The following is a 25,616-nucleotide window of genomic DNA, read 5'->3' on the forward strand; positions in this document are numbered from 1 at the left end:
GCGTTCGATCTCGTCGGGGGAGTAGTCGGTGAGGGCGGAGCCTTCCTTGATGCGACCGTGCCGCTTGCTGCTTCCGGCCACGAAGGCGAGGGCGTCGACCAGGCTGGTCTTGCCGCTGCCTCCGTGGCCGACTACGGCCACGTTCCGGATATGTGTGCTCGGATATTCCTTCATACCAACCCTTCGACCAAAAGGGGAGCCTAAGCTATCGCCGGCAAGAGTGGGGAGGCAAGCCGGTGCGCAGGACAGTTGTGAGACGCCGAGTTGCGAGTGGTTACGAGATGAGACTCTCGAGAGGGCAACTGAGTTGCCAGCACCTGCAGGGAGCAGCCGCTCACCACTCCCGTCTCGTAACCACTCCCCTCTCGGCGTCTCGCAACTGTCCTGCTATCGGTACCCTGCCGCCTGCAGTCTGAAGAGTTCCGCGTACGTCCCGCCCCGCGTCACCAGCTCCTCGTGCGTTCCCTGCTCCAGCAGCTCGCCCCGGCCCAGCACCAGGATCCGGTCCGCCATCCGCACGGTCGAAAACCGGTGCGAGATCAGGATCGCGGCCTTGCCCTTCGTGAGCTCGGCGAAGCGCACGAACACCTCGTATTCGGCGCGCGCGTCGAGCGCGGCCGTGGGCTCGTCGAGGATCAGCACCTGCGCCTCCCGCAGATAGGCCCGCGCCAGGGCGACCTTCTGCCACTCGCCGCCCGAGAGCTCGATCCCCTCCTCGAACCGCCGGCCCAGCATCTGCTCGTAGCGCCGCTCGAAGCGCTGCGCGACCTTGGACGCCTGGCTGCGCTCCGCGGCGGCCTGGATGCGCTCGGTGTCCTCGACCGCGCCGATCTCGCCGACGCCGATGTTCTCCCGCAGCACGAACGCGTAGCGGACGAAGTCCTGGAAGATCACGCCGATGTTCCGGTGCAGGCTGCCCACGTCGTAGTCCCTGAGGTCCACGCCGTCGAGCAGGATCACGCCCTCGTCCGGGTCGTACAGGCGCGCCACCAGCTTGGTGAGCGTCGTCTTGCCGGCGCCGTTCTCGCCCACCAGCGCCAGGCGCTCCCCGGCGGGGAGCCAGAAGCTCAGGTGCCGCACCGCCCAGGTCTCGCTTCCCGGATAGCGGAAGCCGACGTCGCGGAACTCGAAGCCGACGCGAATCGGTCGGGGCACGTTCCGGGCCCCTTCGCGGGAGACGATGGACGGCTTCATCTCGAAGAAGGTGAACAGATCGGCCAGGTACAGGCTCTGCTCGTAGATCTGCGACGTCGAGAGCAGGATGCGCTGGATCAGATCGCGGCTCTGCTGGAACGAGCCGGCGAGGAAGGTGAGCACGCCGATGGTGAACGACCCGGCCGGCGACCGGTATCCGATCACCGTCAGGTAGATGATGATCCCGTACGCCCCGTAGTACCCCACCGTCCCGATGGCGGTGAGCAGCGTGCTCACGGCGCTGTGCCGGATCGAGAGCGTCCGGTTGGCCTCGTAGAAGGCGTCCGACAGCCTCGCGTAGCGGTCGGTCAGCCACCGAGACAGGCCGAACAGCTTGATCTCCTTGGCGGTCTCGTCGCTCGCCGCGGTGTAGCGGAGGTAGTCGAGCTGGCGTCGCTCCGGCGTCCAGCGGAACAGCAGCGAATAGCCCAGGGCGGCGAAATGCGTCTCGCCGAGGAACGACGGCACCACGGCCGCCGCGAGGAGCAGCAGGAGCCACGGCACGTAGAACACCAGCGTGGCCGCGAGGCTCGCCAGCGTGATCAGGTCCTGCACCGACGACAGCAGCAGGGCGATCAGCCCGATGCGGCCGACGGTCTGCCGCCGCGCCCGCTCCAGGTGGTCGTAGAACTCCGGGTCTTCGAAGTGCCGGAGGTCGAGCGTGGCCGCGTGCTCCATCAGCCGCACGCTGATGCGGTTGCTGAACAGGTCTCCCAGCAGGCTCTCGACCAGCGTGCCGGCCCGGGCGAGCGCGTCCCCGACGATCGCGATCGCCAACCCGGTGACGACCAGCCGGGCCAGCGCCTCCCAGGGCACCGCCAGTCCCGCGGCGTGGCCGCGCATCGCCGTTACCACGCCGTCGATGATGAGCTTCCCGATCCACAGCACCGCGAGCGGGACGAACGCCCGCAGGATCCGCAGCGCCACGATCGCCACCGTGTAGCCGCGGTGCGTCGCCCACACCATCGCGAGCAGCGGCCGCACGTGCCGCAGGGCCTCGAGCCGCTGCCGCCAGGTCGGTCGCTCCCCGGGAGCCCGCGGGTCGCGCCGGCGGCGCGGGATCTGGAGCACGGGAGGCTGGCTGGTCATGGGAGCGGAGGGTTAACCGCTTCCCGCGCGAACCGTCAACTCCCGCTCGGGTCCCGCAGAGGTGCCGTCCGGGAGTGCTGGCGTAGCGCGGCGGCGCGGCGCGCCGCATTATCTGCCGCATGAACTGGCAGTTCGAGCTGGCCGTGGTGACCGGGGCCTCGCGCGGCATCGGCAAGGCCCTCGCGCAGGGCCTGGCGGACCGGGGCGCGGCGGTGGCGGTCTGCGCCCGCGACGCGATCGCGATCGAGCGCTTCGCGTCCGACCTCCGCGCCGGAGGGGGGAAGGCGTTCGGAGCGCCGTGCGACGTCCGCGACGAAGCCGAGGTCGCCGCCTTCGCGGCCCGGGTCCAGCGCGAGATGGGCTCGCCCACCATCGTCGTCAACAACGCCGGCATCGCCCGCTTCGCGCCGGTGACGGAGCTGTCGGTCGAGCAGTGGGACGAGGTGCTCGCCACCAACCTGCGCGGGATGTTCCTGGTCACGCGGGCGTTCCTGCCGGCGATGCTCGCCCACGGCCACGGGGCGATCGTCAACGTGGCCTCGCTCGCCGGCCGGAACGGCTTCGCCAGCGGTGCCGCCTACTGCGCCTCCAAGCACGGCGTGCTCGGCTTCTCGAAGTCGCTGATGATGGAGGTGCGGAAGCGCGACATCCGCGTGATCGCCGTGTGCCCCGGCTCGGTCAGCACGGCGTTCTTCGACGGCCATACGCCGTTCCAGCCCGACCGCGAGAAGATCCTGCGGGCCGAGGACGTGGCGACGGTCGTCCTCGAGACGCTCGCGCTGGACGAGCGCGCCACCGTCTCGGAGCTGGACATCCGGCCGACCAATCCCTGAGTCGCCAGGCGCCGTGGGCCGGCGCCACCCTCACGGCTCTCCCGCGGCCGTCTTCTCGTGGCGGCTGAAGAAGTTCCAGATCGCGAAGCTCGCGTCGAAGTCCCGGCAGACGGGGCCGACGATCAGCCGCGGCAGATACTGCGGCCCGCCGGGCCAGGTGTGGCCGCCGCCCTCCAGCCGGTAGAGCCACACCTCCGTCCGCTCGCGCCCGCCGCTCCATCGTTGCCAGCTCACCCGGCAGCCGTCGCGCGGATCGCTGTCCGGCAGGGTGCCCCTGGCGGGCTCGGCCCGAATGCCGTCGGCCTCCACCCAGGCGCGCGCCGTCGCCTCCGCGCCGAGCTCGCTGCCCAGCCGCCCGCCGGCAATCGGGCCGCCCTCGTAGGGCACGAGCGGATCGGCGGTACCCTGCATGACGAGCACCGAAACCGGCGCCGCCGGGGCGAAGCGGGGCGCGAACGGGGCCGCGAGCCCCCCGGCGACGGAGGCCACCGCCGCGAGCCGCCCGGCCGCCCGCGCCGCCAGGTAGTGCGTGAACGAGGCGCCGTTCGACAGGCCGGTCGCGAAGACGCGCCGCGGATCGATGCGCAGCTCCGCCGTCAGCGCGTCGATCAGGGTCGTGACGAACCCCACGTCGTCCACGTTCTGGCGCTGGGCGGGCGACGCGGCGACGGCCCGGCCGTCGTTCCAGCTGCGGCCGATGCCGTCCGGGTAGGCGACCACGAAGTGGGCGCGGTCGGCGAGCTCGCTGAAGCCCGTGAGCCGCTCCATCCCCGCGCCGTCGCCGCCCCGTCCGTGGAAGACGAGGACCAGCGCCGCTCTGCCGTCGCGCTCGAGCTGCGGAGGAACGTGCAGCCGGTAGCTGCGGACCAGGGCACCGACCCGCAGCGTGCGCGCGACCGATTGCGCCCGTGCCGGCGCCGGCGCCGCGTGAAGCGCGAGGCCGGCGGCCAGGGCCGCCGCGGCGCGGCCGACCTTCAGCGCGGCACGCCCACGGACACCGCCACGCCGTACGCGACCAGCGTCGTGGGACTCCTGGTGGGCTTCAGGTACACGCCGGAGATGTAGCCGACGGGGAGGTTGCCCTCCCTCACCCAACGCGTGGGCCCGGTGCCCAGGTAGCGCGCCGAGAGGTCGAGCCACACGGGCGTCCGCCCGCCGCGCAGCTCCAGGCCGAGGCTGCCGCCGCCGGCGTATGCCAGGGTGAGGTCGCCGAACGTGGTCGCTCCGCTGAAGCGATCGGGCGTCGCGATCCCGGTCACGGCGCCGGTGTTGGTCGAGGTGGCGAGCCCCACCCCCGCGGTCGCCGCGAGTCGCACGGGCCCGACCGGCACACCGAGCTCGGGACCAGCGACCGCCGTGAAGATCTGGCTGCCAGTGGTGATGTCGACCGGCTGCAGGCCGCGATACGGCCGGCTGGCGGTCGTCGGCGCGAACCGGAGGAAGTCGGCGTCGATCCTGAGCCGTGCGGTCCGCGCGGCCGGCCCGAACGCCACGAAGCCGCTGACGCCCGCGGCGCCCGCCACGTACCGCTCCAGCGAACCGGTCGCCCGGGCGTACAGGGGACCGGCGCCGACGAGCAGGCGGCCCTCCTGGGCCGCGGCCGGGCCCGCGAGCAGCGCGGCGGCGGCGGGGACGAGGACGGACCGGCGGACAACGAGGCACATCGTCACGGCTCACCTCCGACGATCATTGGGTGTGGCCGGAAGGTGAAACGGCGAGGTTGCGGCGGCGGGCCAGACGGGTGACGCCGCGATGACGGTCGGGTTACGAGTCGGGCCGAGAGGCGCCGGGCGGATTCGAACCGCCGTATAGAGGTTTTGCAGACCTCTGCCTTACCACTTGGCTACGGCGCCTGGGCGGTGGAAGTTCGCCGCCCCGGGAGCGTTTCTCAACCCGATCGGCGAGCCGCCCGCCGGCACAGGCCCTAGGCCCGGAACTCCTTCGGCACGAGGAGCGTCTCGATCCCCTCGTACACCGCGATGAGGTGTCGAACGTTGGACACGAAGTCGATCTTCGACACGTCGATCACCAGCACCGGGCCGGCGTACCAGCCGCTCGCCCGGAGGTTCGCGACCAGCGCCTCGTAGCGCGGGTTCAGCGCCCGCACCAGCCGCATCAGGCCTTCGGGGATCTGGTCGGCGTGGGTCTTCTCCTCGTCGCGCCGCCGCTCCCGGATGTTGCGCAGCAGGGACTCGACCGGGCTCTGGAGCAGAATGACGAGCCCGGGCCGAACCAGCGGCCGGAACTCGTTCTCGAGTCGCGCGTCGATCACGGCCAGGGAGTCCGCCGTGAGGTAGGGCACGTCCATGTCGCGGTGCAGCACCTCGCAGAACGCGTAGCGGTCGGCCAGCGGCGAGCCGTCGATGCAGGTCGAGGCCTGCAGGTGCGGCACCGCCTCCAGCTGCATCTTGCGGAGGTCGAGGTACGCGTGCTGGATGTCCAGCGCCGCGTTCTCCAGGTTGCGCTTCGCCGCCTGCCAGCCGGGGCTCGTCGCGCTCTCCCGCGCCTGGCAGTCGATGAACTCGTTGATGGCGCCGTAGTAGCGCCCCAGCGTCCGCTTGGCCGAGTTCTTCGCCGTCGCCAGCAGGGGAAACAGCGACGGGTTCTGCGCGACGTGGTCCTCGTACCCCTCGTCGGGCAGCTCGAACAGCGCGTTCATCCCGGTGCTGTATGCGAGCAGCTTGACCAGGCTGCTCTTGCCGGCTCCGATGTTCCCCACGCAAGCCACCAGGGTCTGGTGCCGCGCCAGGTAGGTGAGCAGCCGCCGCTCGACGTTGGTGAGCCGGTTTGCGATCTGGTGCCGGGGAATCGCCTGGGGCTCGCGAACCTCCAGCACCGACCCCGTCCGGGTCACGCGCTCTGCTTCCGCGCTTCGATCATCCGCCGCACCTTCTCGCGGATCGTCCCGGCCGCCACGTGCACGTAGCCCTGGTGCTCGTGCATGTCGATCTCCGCCGGCAGGATCACCATGTCCGAATCCGGCGGCACGATCGCGAACTCCTGGTACTTGCGCAGCGTCGCCCGCCAGTTGGCCACCAGGCGCTCGTAGGCCTCGTGAATCTGGCACAGGTACTCGCCGGTGATGGTGCGGGCGTAGGCGTCGCCCGCCTCCGCCCGCGCCTGGCGCCGAGTCTCGAGCAGGCCCGGCTCGGTGCGCAGGTACACCGTGAGGTCGGGGAGCCGGATCCGCTCGTTCTGCAGCGTCTGGTACAGCAGGGTGAAGTAGAGCTTCGCGTGGGCGGCCGGCATCTCCCCCGACTCGATCATCCGCTTCACGAACACCTCGGGTCCGTCGAGGAACGGCCGGTCCTCGAGAATCAGCACGCCGCTCTTCGACTCCCGGGTCATCAGGTGGCGAATCTCGCGCTGCTGGAGCACCCGCATATGCAGGAAGGCGGTCTCGGTCGGAAAGATGTTCGCGACGCGATCCTGGTAGAACAGCGCCAGGCACTGGTCGGTGAGCGAGCCCTTCTCCACCCGCTCGGAGAACGCGTGCGTCTCCGCCGTGCCGAGCAGGCCCTCCAGCTCCGAGCGATACGGCTCGGCCGCCAGGGCGTTCATCAGCGTCGTCTTGCCGGAGAACAGATTGCCCATAATGCCGATGTGGAAGTTGCCGCTCGCCATGTCAGCGCTCTCCCTGCGGGACGACCGGCCCGGCGGCGCGCGCCGGGCGGCCTGCGCCAGGGGGCGCGGGGCGTCCGGCCGATTCGCGGACCGGGGCGGCACGAAGTTAGCGCGCCCGATGCCCGGACGCACGCCGAGCTCGACCGCGCGGCCCGCCGGGCGAGCCCGGGCTACTCCAGCTTCGCGTCCAGCTCGAAGGTCACGTTGCCCTTGAGGGCGTTGGAGACCGGGCAACCGTCCTTGGCCGCCTCGGCCGCCGCAACGAAGGCCGCCTGATCCATGCCCGGCACCTTGCCCCGCACCACGAGCTTCATCCTCGTGATCCGGAATGCGTCCCCCACCTTCTCGACCGTGCACGCCGCTTCGGTCGTCAGCCGCGTCGCCGTCTTGCCGGCGCGCTCCAGCCCGCCGGAGAGCGCCATGCTGAGGCAGGCCGCGTGGGCGGCGGCGATCAGCTCCTCCGGATTCGAGCCGGGGGCCTGCTCGAAGCGGGAACCGAACCCGTAGTTGCCGCCGATCAGGCCGCTGTCGGTCTTGAAGCTTCCCTTGCCGGCCCTGAGCCCGCCTTCCCAGACTGCCGATGCCTTGCGCGTGGGCATGTGAGTCTCCGTACCAGATCAGTGGTGAGAGGTTGTCCGAACGAGTGCTGACAAGTGATACACCGGAGCCCCTCCTGGCGGGAGCGGGGGTCACCCGGTAGCCTTGACGCTCGGATCCCACACGACGGGGGCCACCCATGCCGACCAAGAAGAAGGGTGCACGCAAGCCGAACCAGCGCGTCAAGCGAGCGAAGCGCGGCCGCACCGCCGCGCGTCAGCGCGCGACCAGGGCGCGTCGCCAGCCCGAGACCCTGCGGCTGCGCACCGCCAGCGCCGGCTTCACGGTCGACGACATCGCGAAGAGCATGGCCTGGTACCAGGACGTCCTCGGCTGCGTGGTGGTGGATCGATGGGAGCGGGACGGCAAGCTGATGGGGGCGACGCTGCGGGCCGGCAAGGTGGACTTCTACCTCGGCCAGGACGACTGGCGGAAAGGGCGCGATCGCCAGAAGGGCGAGGGATTCCGGCTCTACTGCGTCACGGCACAGGAGGTCGAGAGGCTGGCGGCCGACATCAAGGCACGCGGCGGCACGCTGCTCCACGAGCCGCAGACGGAACCCTGGGGCGAGCGCGACTTCGCCGTGGCCGACCCGGACGGCTTCAAGATCACGATCAGCCAGGCGCGCTGAGCCCGCGGGCGCGGCTAGCGGCCGCGCTGCAGCGCCTTCAGCAGCTGGATCTGGCCCGTGTGGTAGAGGTCGTGGGCCGCGATGCCGAAGACCTGTTCGGCGACCGACCAACGCGAGCGCCCGACCCGCGCCGCGAGCCGCGACGGTGGGAGGGCCGCGACGATCCGGGTCAGCGCCAGGTGCTGCCGCTTGAGGAGCGCGATGTCGGCTCGCCACGCCGCCGCGTCGGGGCGCCGTGGCGGATCGGGGTAGTTGCGCGGGCTCCGGGGAAACGGCCCCTGCCGGCCGCCTTCCACGCGCTGCCGCACCACGTGCTTCCAGTATGCCGTGTGCAGGACCAGCTCCCAGACGTTGTGCCGCCCGGGACCCGGCCGCCACAGGGCCTGCGGGATCGTCAGCCCTCGCAGCGAGCCGCTCAGGGTGGCCCCCTGCCATCCCTTCGCCGTGAACGCCCCGTCCAGCACCGCGAGCAGAAGTCGGATCCGGGGATCGCCGCGTTTCATCCGGAACACCTCGCTGTCGAGTGGCCCGTAACGTAAGTTGAAAATTCCCCTATCGGGATGGAGCCGTGCCCGAAGGACTGTCCGCTCGCCAGCGCGCCGTGCTCGCCGCCGTCTGTGAGACCCTGCTGCCCGAGATCCATCGGGACGAGGATCCGGCCGGGTTCTTCGCCACCGGCGCCGCCGCTGCGCACACGGCGGAGCGCGTGGAGCAGCTCATCGCGTCGCTGCGCGATCCTCTCGACCGCAGCCGGCTCCGGATCTTGCTGACCGTGCTCGGCTCGCCGCTGGCCAATCTCGCCCTCGGTGGCCGATGGGCCGGGCTGCCGTCGATGGACGCCGCCGCCCGGGAAGCGACGCTCCGCGGCTGGGCGACGTCCGCCCTTCCGCCGCGCCGGGCGGGCTTCCAGGCCCTCAAGCGCCTCGCCCACGTCGCCTACTACTGCTGGCCCGTGGACGAGGCTGGACATCCCGCCTGGCGGGCCGCCGGCTACCCCGGTCCGCTGCCCCCGCCCGGCACGCCGGTCGAGCCGCTCACCGCGCTCTCCGTCGATCGCAACACGACGCTCGACTGCGACGTCGTCGTGGTGGGCTCGGGCGCCGGCGGGGGCGTCGTCGCTGGCCTCCTGGCCGTGGCGGGCCGCAGCGTCGTGGTGCTGGAGAAGGGCCCCAACCCCGGCTCGCGCGACCTGACGCAGGTGGAAGGCGACATGCTCGGCGCGCTGTACCTCGACGGCGCGCTGTTGATGACCCAGAGCGGCTCGCTCCCCATTCTCGCCGGAAGCTGCGTGGGCGGCGGTACGACGATCAACTACACCACCAGCTTTCCCCTCCCCGCACCGGTCCGGGCCGAGTGGGATGCGCTGAGCGGCCTCTCGCTGTTCGCCGGCTCGAGCTTCGAGGCCTCGGTCGACAGGGTCAGCACGCGCCTCGACGTCGGCACTCGCTGGACGACGCCTGGCGCGCGGGACGCCATTCTCGAGCGGGGATGCCGGGCGCTCGGCTGGCACGTCGAGGTCATCCCGCGCAACGTGACCGACTGCAGGGAAGGCCTCGAGTGCGGCTACTGCACCTACGGGTGCCGGCACGGCGCCAAGAACTCCACGGCCCGGACCTACCTCGCCGATGCCACGCGGCGCGGCGGCCGGCTCGTGTCCCGGTGCGACGTCGAGAGGATCCTGATCGAGCGCGGGCGCGCGACGGGGGTGATCGCCTCCGTGCAGGAACCGGGTGGCGTCCGCCGCACCGTCACCGTGCGGGCGAAGGTGGTGGTGGCGGCGTGTGGAGCCGTGAACACGCCCGCCTTGCTCGTGCGCTCGGGACTCGCCGGTGCCGCCATCGGGCGCGGCCTTCGGCTGCACCCGGCGACGGCCGTGGCCGGGATCTTCCCCGACCGGGTGGAGCCGTGGACCGGCGGCCTCCAGACCCGCTACTCCGATCAGCTCGCGGACCAGTCGGATGGCTACGGCGTGAAGCTCGAGACGGCGCCGGTGCACTTTGCGCTGCCCGCCAGCGGCTTCGGCTGGGAGAGCCCGCGCCAGTTCAAGGAGGACCTGGCCCGGCTCGGCAACCTGAGCATCGTGGGCGTGCTGCTCCGGGACCGGGACGCGGGCCGGGTCGCGGTGAGCCGGCAGGGCCGCGCGCGCGTCCACTACGAGCTTTCCCGCTTCGACGAGGGACACGTGAGGGCCGGACTCAAGGGCGCGGCACAGGTGCTCGCGGCCGCCGGGGCGAACGAGCTCTTCACCCTGCACACGCCGCCGGTGCGCGTGCGGCCCGGCCAGTCCGGCTGGCTCGACCGGTTCGTCGCCGCCTGTGACGCGCGCGGATATCGCCGCTGCCGGATGTCGTACATCAGCTTCCACCAGATGGGGGGCGCGGCCCTGGGTCGGGAGCGTGGCCGCTCGGTGGCCGGCGAGACGGGCGCGGTGCACGGCGTGCGCGGCCTGTACGTCGCCGACGGCGGGGCGTTTCCGACCTCGAGCGGCGTGAACCCCATGATCACCATCATGGCGATCGCCGATCAGGTCGCCCACGCCATTCTCGGAGCGTCGTGAACCCGACGGCTCTCGTGCTCGAGCGATCACTGGTGGTCTTCCAGGCCAGCGTCACGCTGGGCATCGCCGGCCTGTTTCTGGCGCTGTTCCTGACCTACCGGAAGCGCTACTTCGGCATCTGGGGCGGCGCGTGGAGCGTCTACGCGTTGCGGCTGGCCATCATCGCGCTGTATCTGACCACCGTGAACCCGATCTGGCTGTTCTGGCACCAGGTCGCGACCGGCTGGACGACGCTGCTGCTGCTGTGGGCGGCGCTCGTGTTCGCCCGCCAGCTGCCCTGGGACCGCCGCTACTACCTGCTGTTCGCGGTGCCGGTGATCTGGTCCTACGTCGCGATCTATCGCATCCAGAATTTCCTCTGGGCGGCGCTTCCGGCGGTGGTGTTCCTGAGCCTGGCCACGCTCGGGACCGGAATCGTGTTCCTGCAGTACTGGCGGCGCGCCGCGTCGAAGGGCGCCGCGGTGCTGGCATTCGCGTTCCTGCTCTGGGGCGCGCACCACCTCGACTACACCTTCCTGCGGGCCCGCGGTGCATGGGTGCCCTGGGGCTACTACCTCGACCTGCTGTTCGAGCTGGCGGTGGGCGGCGGCATGCTGCTGCTGGTGCTGGAGGACCAGCACCGCGGCATGGCGGCGCTGTCCACGCTGTCGGGCGATCTGCAGCGCAGCCTCCGGCCGGCGGAGGTCGTAGCCGCGGTGCTCGAGCGGCCGCTCGCGTTGCCGCCCGTGGTCGGGTGCGCCCTGTACCGCCAGGACGACGCCGGAACGCTGGAATTCCGCGGCGGCTCCGGCGTCTGCGCCCGGTGGGCTCAGACGGCGCTCGCGACGGCTGGGCCGGGGAGCGCCGACGCCGAGCCGCTGCTGGCCGCGCCGCGCGACGGCGCGGTGCGCGTGGAGCACTACTGGCCCCGATCGTCGGCCGACGGCGACGCGCGCCTCGAGTCCCATCCGTACGCCGCCTTCCTGCCGGTCTTCACGGGCGAGCACGCGGCGGGCACCTTCGTCATCGTGGCGAGGGCGCGCGACCCTTTCGCCTCGATGGACCGCGGGTTTCTGCGAGCGCTGGGCCAGCAGATCGGCGCGGCGCTGCAGCACGCGGACCTCTACGCCGAGCTCGAGACCCGCAGCGCGGAGCTGGCGAGAGCCTCCGCCTCCCTGTTGCGGGCGGCCGAGGTCGAGCGCGGGCGCATCGCGCGGGAGCTGCACGACGAGACCGGCCAGGTCGTGACCGCGATCAAGCTCGAGCTGGCGGACCTGGAGCGCTCTCTCGCCAAGGCCGGCATCGGGAGCGGCGCGGTGGACCGCGCGCAGGACCTGGCCAGCCGTGCCCTCGAGTCGATCCGCGCCACGGCCCGTGGGCTCCGGCCTGCCGTGCTCGACGACCTCGGTCTCGTTCCCGCGCTCCGGGCCCTCGCCGAGGACTTCGCCGGCCGCACCGGGGTGGCCGTGAACCTGCAAGCGAGCCCGCTGGCCGCGCGGCCGACTCCGGAGGTCGAGGTGGCGGTGTACCGGGTCTTCCAGGAGGCGCTGACGAACGTCGCCCGACACGCGGGCGCGACGCGCGTGGACGCCCGCCTCGCGCCCGAGCAGGGCGAGCTGTTGCTGGCCGTCCAGGACGACGGCCGCGGGTTCCAGGCCCCGGCCGGCGCCGGCGCAGGCCACGCCGGCCTGGCGGGCATGAGGGAACGCGTCGTGGGCGCGGGCGGCCGGCTGGTCGTGACCAGCGCGCCCGGACGCGGCGTCCGCCTCGAGGCGCGGCTGCCATCGGGAGCGAACGATGCCTGAGAGGATCACGGTGCTGCTGGCCGACGACCACACGCTGGTGCGCGACGGGGTGCGCCGCATCCTGAGCGCGGCCGGCGACATCCTGGTCGTCGCCGAGGTGGGTGACGGCGAGACGGCGGTGCAGGAGACCATGGCTCAGCACCCGGACGTCGCGGTGCTCGACATCACCATGCCCAAGGGAGGCGGGCTCGAGGCCGCTCGACAGATCCGGACCCGCGCGCCCGAGGTGCGGATCCTGATCCTCTCGATGCACCTGCAGCCCGAGTACCTGATGGAGAGCGTGCGCGCCGGTGCGCATGGCTACCTGGTGAAGGACGCCGCGGCTGGAGAGCTCGTGCAGGCCGTGCGCCAGGTGTGCGCGGGCAACTCCTACTACAGCCCGGCCGTGTCGCAGCAACTCTCCGAGTTGTTGCGGCGCAAGCTCGAGGGTGAGGAGGTTCTGAACGCGCTGGAGCGGCTGTCGCCCCGGGAGCGCGAGGTACTGCGGTACATCGCCGAGGGCGCGACCAACAAGGAGACGGCGCGGGCGCTGGGCATCAGCGTGCGCACGGTCGAGACCCACCGCGACAGCCTGATGAGGAAAGTGGGCATCAAGACCATCGCCGGGCTGACGCGGCTGGCGCTGCGCTCCGGCCTGGTGAGTGACGAGGCCTAGCCGGGAGCGTCGAATGCGTTCACGTGTCCGATCCGCCCTGTGTGCCCTGGTCCTCCTGGCTCCGCTCGCCGCCCCGGCGATGCTCGCCGCGCAGGTCCGCTCCGCGCCCGTGAGCGCCGACTCGCTGCGCGCCCACCTGTTCGTGATCGCCGACGACTCGATGGGCGGTCGCGACACGGGCAGTCCCGGCGACGCCGAGGCCGCCGACTGGGTCGCCGCCGCTTTCGCCCGCTACGGTCTGACCGCCGCCGGCGAGAACGGCACCTTCTTCCAGGTGGTCCCCTTCTGGCGCGTGGTCCTCGACAGCGCCTCCGGCCTGGACGTGAACGGGACCCATCTGGCGGCCGGTCGTGACGTGCTGCCGGTCGGCATCCTGATGACCTGGCGCACCGATAGCGCGGCGACGCTGTACGCGGGCGCCGTCGCCGACAGCACCACCTGGCCGGCCGCCGACCGGAGCGCCGGCAAGCTGCTGCTGTTCCGGCCGGCGCCCGACGTCGACCTGCGTGCGACCTTCCGGGCGATGCTCATGATGCGGCGCAACCCCCGGTTCGCCCACGCGGCCGGCTTCGCGTTCTCCGGGCTCGATTCGCTGCCGCCCCAGGTCCAAGCCCAGATCGTACAGAGCCGCGTCACCACCGACACCATGGTCTTCAGCCTCGTGCGCGGCTCGCTGTTCGTGACGACCGCGGCGGCCTCCGTCCTGCTCGGCAGGCCGCTCGCCGCGGCGGCTCCCGGCCAGACCGGGCCGCGCGTGAGCGGGAGCGTCGCCTTCAAGCGCACTCGGCTCGCCGCCCCCGCGCGGAACGTGATCGCCCTTCTGCCCGGCGGCGATTCCACCTTCAGGAACACTTACGTGTCCATTTCCGCGCACCACGACCACATCGGGTTCACGCGGCCCCCGCTCGACCACGATTCGGTGCGCGCGTTCAACCGAGTGGTGCGCCCGATGGGCGACGACTCCCCGCCGCGCGAGGCCAGCCCGGAGGAGGCGGCCCGCGTCGCGGCGCTGCGCGACAGCCTCCACGCCGCGCACCCCGCGAAGCTGGATTCCATCTACAACGGTGCGGACGACGACGGCTCCGGCACGGTCGCCCTGGTCGAGCTGGCGCGAGTCCTCGCCTCGGGCCCGCGCCCCAAGCGCTCCATCCTGTTCATCTCCCATGCGGCCGAAGAGCGTGGCCTGCAAGGCTCGCGCTGGTTCACCGACCACCCGACGGTGCCGCGCGATTCGATCGTGGCGGAGCTGGACATGGACATGGTGGGGCGGGGCGGCGCCACGGACCTGCCACATGGCGGACCCGGCTACCTGGAGCTCGTCGGCAGCCGCCGCCTGTCCACCGAGCTCGGCAACCTGATCGAGGCGGTGGCCGCGGCCGGAGGCGAGCGGTTTCACTTCAACTACGAGTACGACGCGCCGAACCATCCGCTGCAGTACTACTGTCGGGCGGACGACTTCAGCTACGCACGCTATGGCATCCCGTCGGCCTCGCTCTCGACCGGCGAGCACCTGGACTATCACCAGATCACCGACGAGCCGCAGTACATCGACTATGCGCAGCTCGCGCGCGTGACCACGCTGGTGCGCGACGTGGTGCTTGCGGTCGCCAACCTGGACCACCGGCCCGCCGTGGACGGTCCGCGCCCGGATCCGCGCGCACCCTGCCGCCAGTAGTCCGGCCGAACGTGGCTCACGCCTGCCGCGACGGGCTCCAACACGAAGCCCCCGGGGATCGCTCCCCGGGGGCTCGTTCATCACGATACTGTCTGCGCGACAGGCATCGCGATGAAAGGCGCGCAGCCAAGAACGATCTGCGGTGGGAAACCTTGGCTCGCCGCGCCAGCCACGCCCGGCCCCGACCCACCGGGTCGGACGTACGCGCGTCGGCTAGCGCGCGTACCGCACAGTACGAGGCGGCGCCGCCGAGGGCAAGAGCGACCCCGCACCTCCGTGCCCGATTTGCCGACAACAATGCTCGGAGAACCTGCGCGGCGGTCGAGCCCCCGGGGTCGCGCCGCACGGACCGGCGCCGATTTCACGCGGCGCCGGCTCCGGTGTCCTAACCTGCGAGTCATGATGCCACCCCTGATCACCGAGCGGGCCGCCGATCGCATCGCCGTGCTGCTGGCGAAGCACGGGGAAGAGCTGGCGCGGCACATCCGGCGCATGGTGCGCGATGACGACGCCGCGCAGGACATTCTCCAGGACACCCTGATCCGCGCGCACGGCGCGCTGGCGCGACTCCCGTCCGGCGCCAACACGCGGGCCTGGCTGTACCGGATCGCCACCAACGGCTCGCTCAACCACCTCCGCTCGCGCTCTCGCGAGCGGGCGGCGCTCGAGCGCCACGCCGCCGAGCGCGACACGGCCGCGGAGCCGGAGACCGAGACCCGCACCGGTGATCTCGATCCGGACCGCGAGACTCTGTGGGCGAACGTGGCGCGGCTGCCCGAGCGACAGCGCCTCGCGCTCACGCTCAGGATCGTGGACGAGCTGGACTACGCGGAAATCGCATCGCGCCTGGGCGGCTCCGCCGCCGCCGCGCGCGCCAACGTCTATCAGGCGACCAAGAAGCTCCGCCGGGGAGTGAGCCGACGATGATCACCGAACGGGTCGAAGCCGAGCGCCGCGCCGTGGAGCACATCGTGCTCGGCGCCTTTGGCGAGCTGACCGGGCGCCGGAGCGCGCCGCTGCGCTACGCGATGATGGACGACACGCCGGTGGGCGTGCTGGGACTCGCGAGCGGCGCCCGGGGGCTCCGGCATCTCAGCTACGTCAAGGACGAGGACGAGTTCCTGCGGCGCCTGCTCGCCGAGCACGGCGACGTGCCGGTGCTCCGCACGGCCGCCCTGGACGACGTGCGCCGCGCGCTCGAGCGCTACTTCGCCGGCCGGCGCCTCGACTTCGACATCGCGGTCGACCTCTCGGACCTCCCGACCTTCCAGCGCCGCGTGCTCGACGCCACCGCCCGGATTCCGGCCGGCCGGGTCGCCACGTACAGCGAGGTGGCCGCGCGGGCAGGCTCGCCGCGGGCGTCGCGCGCGGCGGGCAACGCACTGCACGTCAATCCCGTCGCGATCGTGGTCCCGTGCCACCGGGTGCTGCGGGCCGACGGCTCCCTCGGCGGCTACGGCGGGGGCGTCCGGATCAAGGAGTGGCTCCTGGCCCACGAAGGCGCGCGACCCGCGACGCTGTAGATTGCGGGATCCCGGAGGACACGCATGCGCACGACCCTGCTTCGCCTCGCCGCGCTGGCGGCCCTCGCCGCGCCGGCAGCCCACGCCCAGACGTCCGGGTGCGCCCGGCCGGTAGCCCGCGCCGACAGCCAGGTAGACAGCTACTTCGGCACGGCGGTCCGCGACCCGTACCGCTGGCTGGAGAACACCGACGCGGCGGATACGAAGGCCTGGGTCGCGGCGGAGAACTGCGTCACTCTCGCGTACCTCGCCGGCATCCCGGAGCGCGCGCGCATCCGGGACCGTCTCACCAGGCTGTGGAACTACGAGCGCTACGGCGTTCCGGGCCGCGAGGGCGGCACGTACGTCTACACCAGGAACGACGGCCTCCAGAACCAGTCGGTCTACTACTGGCAGCGGTCCCTCGAGGCACCGCCGCAGCTGCTGATCGACCCGAACACGCTGTCCTCGGACGGCACCGTGGCGCTCACCACCTGGGACGTGTCGCACGACGGCCGGTACTTCGGCTACGGCACCGCGGCCGCCGGGTCGGACTGGATCGAGTTGCGCGTCCGCCGCATCGCCACCGGCCGTGACCTGCCCGACCGGCTGCGGTGGATCAAGTTCTCGGGCCTCTCGTGGACCCAGGACAACGCCGGATTCTACTACAGCCGCTTTCCCACGCCCGCCGGCAACCTCCTGCAGGCCGTGGTGAAGAACCAGAAGCTGTACTATCACCGGCTCGGCACGCCGCAAGCGGCGGATCGGCTCGTGTACGAACGGCCCGACCAGCCGGACTGGGGCTTCGGCGGCGGCGTCACGGAGGATGGGCGCTACCTGATCATCTCCGTCTCGCTCGGCACCGATTCCCGGAACCGGATCTACTACCTCGACCTCGGCAGCGCGCGGCGCCCGCGCGTGACCGGCCGCGTGGTGCGGCTGCTGGATGGCTTCGACGCCAGCTACGGCTTCGTCGGCAATCGCGGCCCGATCTTCTACTTCACCACCAACCTCGACGCCCCGCGCGGCCGGCTGGTCGCGGTGGACACGCGCCACCCGGCCCGCGCCGACTGGAAGGAGATCATCCCGCAGACCGACCAGGTCCTGGACGGCGTGACGCTGGTGGGCGGGCGCTTCGTCGCCCGGTACCTGCAGGACGCCCACAGCCGCCTCGCGATCTTCGACGCGGACGGCCAGAGCGTCCGGGACGTCGCCCTGCCCGGCCTGGGGACCGTGGGAGCCGTGAGCGGCCGGGCAGACGGCCCGGAGATGTTCTACGCGTTCACCTCCTTCCTGTACCCCACCACGATCTTCCGCTACGACGTCGCGGCCGGCGCGGGCGCGGTGTGGAAGGCGCCGCGGCTCGACTTCGACCCGGGCGGCTACGAAACCGAGCAGGTCTTCTACCGCAGCAAGGACGGCACGCGGGTGCCGATGTTCTTGACGCACCGCCGCGGCCTGGCCAGGGACAGCACCAACCCGGTTCTGCTCACCGCGTACGGCGGGTTCGACATCAGCAACCTGCCCTACTTCTCGGTGGCGAACGCGGTGTGGCTCGAGTTGGGGGGCGTTCTCGCGCTCACGAACATCCGCGGCGGCGGCGAGTACGGCGAGGACTGGCATCGGGCGGGGATGCACGAGCACAAGCAGAACGTATTCGACGATTTCGTCGCGGCGGCGGAGTACCTCGTCGGTCAGGGCTACACGCGGCCGGCCAGGCTCGCCATCGAGGGCGCGTCGAACGGCGGCCTGCTGGTCGGCGCCGTGGAGAACCAGCGGCCCGACCTGTTCGGCGCCACGCTTCCGGCCGTCGGCGTGATGGACATGCTGCGCTTCCAGAAGTTCACGATCGGCTGGGCCTGGGTGACCGAGTACGGCTCGTCCGACAGCGCCAGCCAGTTCCCGTACCTGTACGCCTACTCGCCGCTGCAGAACCTCCGCGCCGGGACCAACTACCCCGCCACGCTGATCACCACCGCGGACCACGATGACCGGGTCGTGCCCGGGCACTCGTTCAAGTACGCCGCCACGCTCCAGGCGGCGCAGGCCGGCCCCGCGCCGATCCTGATCCGGATCGAGACGCGCGCCGGCCACGGGGGCGGCATGCCCGTGTCGAAGCAGATCGAGCTGGTGACCGACCAGTGGGCGTTTCTGGTCAGGAACCTGGGCATGACCCTGCCGCCTCCGTAGCCGGCAGAGCGGAGACCGCGCCATTCAGATCAGGTGCGAGGCGCCGAGTTGCGAGTGGCTGCGAGGCGGCAGGACTCGGAACTCAGAGCAGGCCCGGCAGCTCCGCCACGGAGTCGATGATCCGGTCCGGAACGATGCCGCTGGCGGCGAGCAGCTCCTCGCGGAACTTCCCGGTCCGCACCATCCAGCCGGCCAGCCCGGCACGCTGCCCGCCCTCGACGTCGCCCCACAGGTCGTCGCCGACCATCACGACGCGGCGGGGCTCGGCCCTGACTTCGGCCGGCAGCGACGCCACCGCGGCGCGGTAGAACGCCTCCGAGGGCTTGCCGCACACGACGGCCGTCTTGCCCGTGGCGTACTCGAGCGCCGCGACGAACGGGCCGGCATCGAGCGCCAGGCCGTCGCCTCGCAGCCAGTACCGATCCCGCTGGAGCGCGATCAGGTCCGCCCCCTCCATCAACTGGAGGAAGGCGCGGTTCAGCCTGGCGAAATCCCACGCGTCGCCGAGGTCGCCGATCACCACGGCCTCGGGCCGCGCCGACGTCAGGTCGAAGGCCGCGAAGTCCTCCAGCGTCTCGTCGGCCACGAAGGCGGCGACCCGCGTTGCGCCGCGGGCCTCCAGCATCGCGACGCAGGCCATCGGCGCCGAGACGATCTCGGCCGTCTCCGCGGCGAAGCCGTAGCCTGCCAGGCGGTCCGCCAGGCGGCGGCGCGACCGCCGGGTGGTGTTGGTGACGTAACGGAGCGGGACGCCGCGACGCCGCAGCTCGGCCAGCGCCTCGACCGCGCCGGGCACTGCCCCCGCGTCGGTGTACAGCGTTCCGTCCAGGTCCAGCAGGAAGGCGCCGGGAACCAGCCCCCTCTCAGCCATCACTTCTCACTACTCACCTCTCACCTCTCACGTCCCGTCAGTACTGCCCCAGATACTTCCTGATCTCCCACTCGCTCACCTGTGAGATGTACTCGGCCCACTCGGCGCGCTTCGCATCGACGTAGCGCCCGGCGATGTGCTCGCCCAGCGCGCTGAGCACGACCGGGTCCTTTTCGAGGCAATCGAGCGCTTCGTGCAGGTCGCGCGGCAAGTCGTCGATCCGGTGGTGCCGCCGCTCCCGGTACGTCATGGTGAAGATGTTCTTGTTCACGGGGTCCGGCGGCGTCAGCTTGCGCTCGATCCCGTCGAGGCCCGCCGCCAGCTGCACCGCGAGCGCGAGGTACGGGTTGGCCGACGGATCGGGCATGCGCAGCTCGCACCGCGTCCCCGAGTCACGGCGGTCCGGTATCCGGATCATCGGCGAGCGGTTCTTCATGCTCCAGGCGATGTTGACCGGCGCCTCGTACCCCGGCACCAGCCGCTTGAAGCTGTTCACCAGCGGGTTCGTGACCGCGCAGAAGCCGCGCGCGTGCTCGAGCAGGCCCGCGATGTATTGCAGCGCGACCTTCGACAGCTGCCACTCCGCCTTCGGGTCGTAGAACGCGTTGTGGTCGCCCTTGAAGAGGCTCTGGTGGGTGTGCATCCCCGAGCCGTTCTGACCGAAGATCGGCTTGGGCATGAAGCTCGCCACCAGGTCGTAGCGCTCCGCCGCGCTCCGCACGACCACCCGGAACGTCGCCAGGTCGTCCGCCGTGGCGAGCGCGTCGGCATAGCGGAAGTCCACCTCGTGCTGGCCGGGTGCGACCTCGTGGTGGGCGGCCTCGACCTCGAATCCCATCTCCTCGAGATCCGCCACGATGAGCTGCCGCGCCTGCTCGCCGCGGTCCACCGGTCCCACGTCGAAGTAGCCGGCGACGTCGTGCACCTCGGTCGTCGGGTCGCCGTGCGCGTCCTTGTAGAACAGGAAGAACTCGGCTTCGACCCCGGCCATCATCGTGTAGCCGAGCGTCAGCGCACGCGCCACCTGCCGCTTCAGGGCCAGCCGCGGGCAGCCCGCGAAGTCCGAGTCGTCGGTGTTGCGGATGTCGCAGATCAGCCGCGCCACCAGCCCGCTCTCGGCGCCCCAGGGGAAGATCCGGAACGTGGTGAGGTCCGGCGCCAGCAGCATGTCCGATTCCTCGATCCGGACGAAGCCCTCGATCGAAGAGCCGTCGAACATGATCTGCGCGTCGAGGGCCTTCTCGAACTGGCTGCGCGGCACCTCGACGTTCTTGACCACGCCGAGGATGTCGGTGAACTGGAGGCGCAGGAAGCGGACACCGAGACGGTCGCACACCTCCAGAATGTCGGTCTTGGTGACGTCCTTCGACCGCACCATCGCGCGGTAGTCGGCGTCCAGTGCCATGGGCAACGGTCGCATCACGGCATGAGACGAAACGGGCGCGACGACCGTCGCGCCCGCCTCGCCTGACACCGCTGCGCGCACCCTGCGCGCTCGTGGGGTCATTGACACTCCATGTTAGGCGGGAACCGGCTCATCCGTCGTAGTACAGGAAAAACTCGTACGGATGCGGCCGCAGCGCTACTGGCTCCACTTCCTTCTTGGTCTTGTACTCGACCCAGGTGTCCAGGAGATCCGGCGTGAACACCCCGCCCTGGAGTAGGAATTGACTGTCCTTCTGGAGCGCATCGAGCACCTCGACCAGCGAGCCGGGCGTGTTCTTCACGCGCTTGCGCTCGTGCATCTCCAGGTCGTAGAGGTCCTTGTCGATCGGCGCCGGCGGCTCGATGCGGTTCTTGATCCCGTCCAGGCCGGCCATCAGCAGCGCGGCGAACGTGAGGTACGGGTTCGCCGACGGGTCGGGCGCCCGGAACTCGATCCGCTTCGCCTTGGGCGACTTCGAGTACATCGGGATCCGGCACACCGCGCTGCGGTTGCGCTGCGAGTAGATCAGGTTGATCGGCGCCTCGTACCCTGGCACCAGCCGCCGGTACGAGTTCGTCGTCGGCGCCGCGAACGCGAGCAGCGCCGGCGCGTGCTTGATCAGGCCCCCGATGTAGAAGCGCGCCATGTCCGAGAGCCCGGCATAGCCCCGCTCCGACCAGAACAGGTTGGTGCCGTTCTTCCACAGGCTCTGGTGCACGTGCATCCCCGAGCCGTTGTCGCCGAACATCGGCTTGGGCATGAAGGTCGCCGTGTAGCCGTTCTCGTGGCAGACGCCCTTGACGATGTACTTGTACATCATGATCTGGTCCGCCATCCGGATCAGCGTCCCGAAGCGCATGTCGATCTCGGCCTGTCCCGCCGTCCCGACCTCGTGGTGCTGCACCTCGACGTTGATCCCGGACGCGATGAGCGCCAGCATGATGCGCGAGCGCAGGTCCTGGAGTCGGTCCACCGGCGGCACCGGGAAGTAGCCCTCCTTGTGCCGCGGCCGGTGGCCGAGGTTCGGCGTGCCGCCGTCTTTCCCCGAGTTCCAGATCCCCTCTTCGGAATCGATGTGGTAGTAGCCCTCGTGGGCATTCTGGTCGAAGCGCACGGAGTTGAAGATGTAGAACTCGGCCTCGGGGCCCCAGTACGACGTCGTCGCGATGCCGCTCTTGACGAGGTACTGCTCGGCCTTCTGCGCCACGTACCGCGGGTCGCGGCTGTAGCGCTCCCCGGTGATGGGGTCCTTGATGTCGCACACCAGCACCAGGGTCGGCACCTTGAGGCACGGATCCACGAACGCCGACGCGGGGTCCGGCAACAGCAGCATGTCGCTCTCGTTGATGGCCTGGAACCCGCGGATGCTCGAGCCGTCGAACCCGAGTCCCTCCTCGAACATGTCCTCGCTCAGCTCACCGACGGGTATCGAGAAGTGCTGCCAGGTGCCCGGCAGGTCGGTGAAGCGCACGTCGATCACCTGGACCCCGCTGTCCTTTGCCAGGCGGATCACGTCGGCGGGTTGAGCGGCCGAGGCCTTGGAGGTGCTGCGCTTGGAGGCGGTCTTGGCGACGGTGGCGGCCATAACGAGATCCTCTGCGAAAAGAAGTCGGCGAAACTACCCACGGTCGTGCAAACTGTCAAGCAAGAAGCGTGCAAATCGCACGATCGTGTCTAACTTGCTCTGGGGCCTTGCCTTACTCGTGCATTTTGTGATGCGAACGTGCGACAGGTGTGGCACCTACGGGGCGAGGGCCTCGAGGAAGCTCCACAGCTCGACGGCCGAGAACTGGCGGGCCCGGTCCACCACTTCCTTGGCGGTCCATTCGAGGAAGATCCAGGCGGTGGCGCGGTGCCGGTCGAGGGACACGAAGTGGAGGCGCCCGCGGATGGCGCCCACGTCGGGGTGCGGCTCCGACTGCAGGTATACCTCCCAGCGCGCCCCAGCCCGGGCCAGCTGCCCGAGGTGGAGCGCCCCGGGCATCCAGGAAAAGCGCGGGGAAGGCTCCATGACGGCGCCGCCCGGCGCCTAGTCCCGGGGGTCCGCCGGCTCCCGCTCGGCGGCGCGCTCGGAGGCCTCGACGTAGCCCCTCAGGCTGGCGCCGATGACCTCGTCGAGGTACTGGTCGATCGCCAGCATCACCTCGAACGCGTCGCCGCGTCCCCAGTCGAGGCCGCGCCTGAGGAACCGCCAGATGGCGTGGCGGAGGTGGCGGAACTCGCGGTACAGGTCGGCCGCGTCGTAGCGCGCCAGCCCCCGCAGCTTGCCGAAGCGGAGCCCGCGGCGACGACGTGCGATGGAGCGGTCGGGCGACGCGCCGTCCTCGCCCTCCCTCAAGGCCAGCGCGATGTCGGCCAGCAGCGCCGGCACCTGGTTGGTGAGCAGGAGGTCGGGCAGCCGCTCGTCCCCCGCGATGGCGGCGTCGCCCCGCACGAGGTCCCGCCAGCTCGCGGCGATCTCGTTCGCGTGGCGCCCGATCGCGTCGCCGGCATCCCGGTAGGCCTGGCTGACCAGGGACATGGGTGCAAGCTAGGCGGCTGCCGCGCGGAGTTCCAGAGTTGCCATGCCTTTCGTTCCCGCTCTAGGTTAGAGCGATGGCTCCCGATACCAAGACGTGCCCCAACTGCGGCGCCCAGTCGGCCGGCAAGTTCTGCGCCGAGTGCGGCGCCTCCCTCGCGCCCACCACGTGCCGGAGTTGCGGGGCGAAGCTGTCGGCGCGGGCGAAGTTCTGCGCCGAGTGCGGCGAGCCGGTCGCGCGGGCGGCCAGCGTGGCCGCCCCCCGGTCCCGCGCCGCCACGGTCGACCGGCTGGCGTGGTACGTGGCCGGGGTGTGCGTCCTCGCGCTGTTGGTGGTCGTCGTGGTGGTGGTCGCGAGGAAGAGCGCCCCGCCGGCGACCGCCGCGGCGACCCAGGGTGCGCCCCCCGAAGGCGAGCGCGCGACCACGGACCTGTCGACGATGACGCCGCGCGAGCAGGCCGACCGGCTGTACAACCGCATCATGACCGCGTACGAGGCCGGCGACAGCTCGCAGGTCAGCTTCTTCGCCCCGATGGCGCTGCAGGCCTATGCCAATCTCGGCGGCGAACTCGATCCCGACGCCCGGCTGCACCTGGGCCTGGTGCAGCTCGCCATCGGGGCCACGGTCGCGGCGGCGGCCCAGGGGGACACCATCCTCACGAGTGCGCCCAATCACCTGTTCGGGTGGCTCCTCAAGGCCCGCGCCGCGGAGGCTCAGGGCAACGCGGCCCAGGCGCGCCGGGCCTACGAGGCGTTCCTCCGGAACTACGACGCCGAACTGGCCCGCAAGCGCCCCGAGTACCAGGAGCACGCCCAGATGCTCCAGGATACCCGCAGCCGGGCCCAGCGGGCCGGCGCCGCGGCGGCCGGATCCTAGCGTGCCGCGCGACATCCGGGTGGCGCACAGCCCGGACTCCGACGACGCGTTCATGTTCTACGCGCTCGCGGCCGGCAAGGTGAAGACCGGCGACCGCCGCTACCTGCACGAGTTGGCGGACATCGAGACGCTGAACCGGCGCGCGGTCGCTGGCGAGCTCGACGTGACGGCCGTCTCGTTCCACGCCTACGCCCACCTCGCCGACCGCTACGCGCTGCTGGTGCACGGCGCTTCCGTCGGCGACGGCTACGGACCCAGGCTCGTGGCCCGGGAGGCCCGGCCCGCGGACGCGAGGGCCGCGCTGGCGTCGCGCCTGGTGGGCATCCCCGGCGCGCTCACCACGGCCGCGCTCGCGCTGCGCCTCTATCAGCCCCGGGCACGCACCGCGATCCTCCCCTTCGACGCCATCGAGGACGCGGTGCTCGCCGGCCGGGTCGAGGTGGGGCTGCTCATCCACGAGGGCCAGCTGACCTACGCCGACCGCGGCCTCACCCTGTGGGAGGACCTCGGCGAGTGGTGGGCGCGCGACACCGGCCTGCCGCTGCCGCTCGGAGGGAACGTGGTCCGGAAGGACCTCGGGCCGGACCTGGTGCGCGACGTGGCGCGCGACCTCAGGGCCTCGATCGTCTGGGGCCTGGGACACCGCGCCGAGACGCTGGCGCACGCCCAGGGCTTCGCGCGGGGGATGGACGCGGAGCGCACCGACCGGTTCGTGGGGATGTACGTCAACGACTTCACCGTGGATCTGGGGCCCACCGGGCAGCGTGCCGTCCAGCGCCTCCTCGACGAAGGCCACCGCGCGGGGGTCCTGCCCGCCGCGGTCCGCGCGGAGTTCGTGGCGGCGTGAGCGCCGCGCCGGCCGACACCGCACCGCCCGCCGGCACCACCCCGGCGGTGCCGCGGGTGCTCATCGTCGAGGACGACGAGGCCCAGGCCCGCCTGGTCGAGCTCCTGGTGGCCGCGGCCGGGCTGGCCTGCGCCGGGACCGCGGCCACGGCCGACGCGGCCGTGCGGCTGGCACCCTCCGCCGACGTCATCCTGATGGACTATCGCCTCGAGGGGCCGCGCTCCGGCCTCGACGCGCTGCGCGAGATCCGGGCGGCGGACTATCAGGGCTCGGTGATCATGATGACCGGGCACGGCAGCGAGCGGGTGGCGGCGGAGGCGCTGCATCTCGGGGCCAACGACTACATCATCAAGGAAGACGGCTTCACGCAGCTGCTGCCCGAGGTGCTGGCGCGGGTGGTGCGGGTCCGGGAGATCGAGCGCCAGCTGGCCGTGGCGCAGCACAACCTGATCCGCGCGGAGCGGCGCGCTGCCATCGGCGAGATCGTGGTCGCGCTGTCGCACGAGATCAACAACCCGCTCATGGCGCTCAGCACCCAGCTCGACCTGCTCGCGCTCGATGAGCGGGACTTCCCCTCCACGAGTGTGGCGGCCCTGGCCCAGGCCCGGACGCAGCTGGCGCGTATCGCCGAGCTGCTGCGCCGCCTGGCGGAGCTGGACCACGAGCAGCCCACGACCTACGTCGGCACGACCCGGATGACCGATCTCGCCAAGCCGACGGACGGCCGCACCGCCGGGGGTTGACG

At 71.4% G+C, this 25,616-nt stretch carries 24 protein-coding genes and 1 tRNA gene; 12 read left to right on the forward strand and 13 right to left on the reverse strand.

Features of this window, described 5'->3' with window-relative positions:
- Window positions 1-387: 387 nt before the first annotated feature.
- Window positions 388-2,283 (reverse strand): ABC transporter ATP-binding protein, encoded by a 1,896-nt coding sequence (locus VMF70_03730; protein ID HTT67115.1) that lies wholly within the window; start codon window positions 2,281-2,283, stop codon window positions 388-390.
- A gap of 119 nt (window positions 2,284-2,402) precedes the next feature.
- Between VMF70_03730 and VMF70_03735 the strand changes: the two genes are divergently transcribed.
- A complete protein-coding gene (locus VMF70_03735) occupies window positions 2,403-3,116 on the forward strand; it encodes an SDR family NAD(P)-dependent oxidoreductase (protein HTT67116.1) in 714 nt (237 codons plus the stop codon).
- 30 nt (window positions 3,117-3,146) lie between these two features.
- Here VMF70_03735 and VMF70_03740 read toward each other — a convergent pair whose 3' ends face one another.
- From VMF70_03740 to VMF70_03765, 6 genes are all read right to left on the reverse strand, one after another.
- Window positions 3,147-4,094: a PHB depolymerase family esterase gene (locus tag VMF70_03740; GenBank protein HTT67117.1), complete on the reverse strand. Its 948-nt coding sequence runs from the start codon at window positions 4,092-4,094 to the stop codon at window positions 3,147-3,149.
- Complete coding sequence (locus VMF70_03745) at window positions 4,091-4,786, reverse strand: hypothetical protein (protein ID HTT67118.1); 696 nt, start codon at window positions 4,784-4,786, stop codon at window positions 4,091-4,093. The genes VMF70_03740 and VMF70_03745 overlap by 4 nt, the downstream gene beginning before the upstream one ends.
- Before the next feature lie 111 nt (window positions 4,787-4,897).
- A tRNA-Cys gene (locus VMF70_03750) sits at window positions 4,898-4,969 on the reverse strand.
- Window positions 4,970-5,040: 71 nt separating this feature from the next.
- Complete coding sequence (locus VMF70_03755) at window positions 5,041-5,970, reverse strand: deoxynucleoside kinase (protein HTT67119.1); 930 nt, start codon at window positions 5,968-5,970, stop codon at window positions 5,041-5,043.
- Entirely contained in the window at window positions 5,967-6,740 is a 774-nt protein-coding gene (locus VMF70_03760; protein ID HTT67120.1) for a deoxynucleoside kinase, read from the reverse strand. The genes VMF70_03755 and VMF70_03760 overlap by 4 nt, the downstream gene beginning before the upstream one ends.
- 170 nt (window positions 6,741-6,910) lie before the next feature.
- A complete protein-coding gene (locus VMF70_03765) occupies window positions 6,911-7,339 on the reverse strand; it encodes an OsmC family peroxiredoxin (GenBank protein ID HTT67121.1) in 429 nt (142 codons plus the stop codon).
- A 137-nt stretch (window positions 7,340-7,476) separates the two neighbouring features.
- Between VMF70_03765 and VMF70_03770 the strand changes: the two genes are divergently transcribed.
- On the forward strand, window positions 7,477-7,968 hold the full coding sequence (locus VMF70_03770) for a VOC family protein (protein HTT67122.1): 492 nt from the start codon (window positions 7,477-7,479) through the stop codon (window positions 7,966-7,968).
- A 14-nt stretch (window positions 7,969-7,982) separates the two neighbouring features.
- Here the strand turns inward: VMF70_03770 and VMF70_03775 are convergent, their stop codons facing one another.
- Window positions 7,983-8,471, reverse strand: coding sequence for a DinB family protein (locus tag VMF70_03775; GenBank protein ID HTT67123.1), 489 nt, complete (start codon window positions 8,469-8,471; stop codon window positions 7,983-7,985).
- Between the two features lie 65 nt (window positions 8,472-8,536).
- On the opposite strand from VMF70_03775, the gene VMF70_03780 reads away from it, so the two are divergent.
- The 7 genes from VMF70_03780 to VMF70_03810 all read left to right on the forward strand — a co-directional run bounded on the left by VMF70_03780 (window position 8,537) and on the right by VMF70_03810 (window position 18,331).
- On the forward strand, window positions 8,537-10,525 hold the full coding sequence (locus tag VMF70_03780) for a GMC family oxidoreductase (GenBank protein ID HTT67124.1): 1,989 nt from the start codon (window positions 8,537-8,539) through the stop codon (window positions 10,523-10,525).
- Window positions 10,522-12,309 (forward strand): GAF domain-containing sensor histidine kinase, encoded by a 1,788-nt coding sequence (locus VMF70_03785; protein ID HTT67125.1) that lies wholly within the window; start codon window positions 10,522-10,524, stop codon window positions 12,307-12,309. The genes VMF70_03780 and VMF70_03785 overlap by 4 nt, the downstream gene beginning before the upstream one ends.
- Window positions 12,302-12,964 carry a response regulator transcription factor gene (locus VMF70_03790; protein HTT67126.1) on the forward strand — a complete coding sequence of 221 codons (663 nt, stop codon included), beginning with the start codon at window positions 12,302-12,304 and terminating at the stop codon, window positions 12,962-12,964. The genes VMF70_03785 and VMF70_03790 overlap by 8 nt, the downstream gene beginning before the upstream one ends.
- A 13-nt stretch (window positions 12,965-12,977) precedes the next feature.
- A complete protein-coding gene (locus tag VMF70_03795) occupies window positions 12,978-14,639 on the forward strand; it encodes a M28 family peptidase (GenBank protein ID HTT67127.1) in 1,662 nt (553 codons plus the stop codon).
- 399 nt (window positions 14,640-15,038) lie between these two features.
- The gene (locus VMF70_03800; GenBank protein ID HTT67128.1) at window positions 15,039-15,566 is read left to right on the forward strand and encodes an RNA polymerase sigma factor; all 528 of its coding nucleotides are present in this window, start codon (window positions 15,039-15,041) and stop codon (window positions 15,564-15,566) included.
- A complete protein-coding gene (locus tag VMF70_03805; protein HTT67129.1) occupies window positions 15,563-16,162 on the forward strand; it encodes a methylated-DNA--[protein]-cysteine S-methyltransferase in 600 nt (199 codons plus the stop codon). The genes VMF70_03800 and VMF70_03805 overlap by 4 nt, the downstream gene beginning before the upstream one ends.
- A gap of 24 nt (window positions 16,163-16,186) precedes the next feature.
- A complete protein-coding gene (locus tag VMF70_03810) occupies window positions 16,187-18,331 on the forward strand; it encodes a prolyl oligopeptidase family serine peptidase (protein HTT67130.1) in 2,145 nt (714 codons plus the stop codon).
- An 82-nt stretch (window positions 18,332-18,413) separates the two neighbouring features.
- Here the strand turns inward: VMF70_03810 and VMF70_03815 are convergent, their stop codons facing one another.
- The 5 genes from VMF70_03815 to VMF70_03835 form a co-directional block, all read right to left on the reverse strand.
- Window positions 18,414-19,202: a TIGR01458 family HAD-type hydrolase gene (locus VMF70_03815; GenBank protein ID HTT67131.1), complete on the reverse strand. Its 789-nt coding sequence runs from the start codon at window positions 19,200-19,202 to the stop codon at window positions 18,414-18,416.
- 37 nt (window positions 19,203-19,239) lie between these two features.
- Entirely contained in the window at window positions 19,240-20,607 is a 1,368-nt protein-coding gene (gene glnA / locus VMF70_03820; protein ID HTT67132.1) for a type I glutamate--ammonia ligase, read from the reverse strand.
- 130 nt (window positions 20,608-20,737) lie between these two features.
- A complete protein-coding gene (glnA, locus tag VMF70_03825) occupies window positions 20,738-22,213 on the reverse strand; it encodes a type I glutamate--ammonia ligase (protein ID HTT67133.1) in 1,476 nt (491 codons plus the stop codon).
- A 156-nt stretch (window positions 22,214-22,369) separates the two neighbouring features.
- On the reverse strand, window positions 22,370-22,639 hold the full coding sequence (locus VMF70_03830; protein HTT67134.1) for a hypothetical protein: 270 nt from the start codon (window positions 22,637-22,639) through the stop codon (window positions 22,370-22,372).
- Window positions 22,640-22,657: 18 nt separating this feature from the next.
- On the reverse strand, window positions 22,658-23,149 hold the full coding sequence (locus VMF70_03835) for a hypothetical protein (GenBank protein ID HTT67135.1): 492 nt from the start codon (window positions 23,147-23,149) through the stop codon (window positions 22,658-22,660).
- Window positions 23,150-23,223: 74 nt separating this feature from the next.
- Between VMF70_03835 and VMF70_03840 the strand changes: the two genes are divergently transcribed.
- The 3 genes from VMF70_03840 to VMF70_03850 are packed head-to-tail and all read left to right on the forward strand — an operon-like array spanning window position 23,224 to window position 25,614.
- Window positions 23,224-24,024, forward strand: a complete 801-nt coding sequence (locus VMF70_03840) for a zinc ribbon domain-containing protein (protein HTT67136.1) — start codon at window positions 23,224-23,226, stop codon at window positions 24,022-24,024.
- Between the two features lies 1 nt (window position 24,025).
- Window positions 24,026-24,871 carry an MqnA/MqnD/SBP family protein gene (locus VMF70_03845; protein ID HTT67137.1) on the forward strand — a complete coding sequence of 282 codons (846 nt, stop codon included), beginning with the start codon at window positions 24,026-24,028 and terminating at the stop codon, window positions 24,869-24,871.
- Window positions 24,868-25,614: a response regulator gene (locus tag VMF70_03850; GenBank protein ID HTT67138.1), complete on the forward strand. Its 747-nt coding sequence runs from the start codon at window positions 24,868-24,870 to the stop codon at window positions 25,612-25,614. The genes VMF70_03845 and VMF70_03850 overlap by 4 nt, the downstream gene beginning before the upstream one ends.
- Window positions 25,615-25,616 lie beyond the last annotated feature (2 nt).

The organism is Gemmatimonadales bacterium, from assembly GCA_035502185.1.
Lineage (GTDB): Bacteria > Gemmatimonadota > Gemmatimonadetes > Gemmatimonadales > JACORV01 > Fen-1245.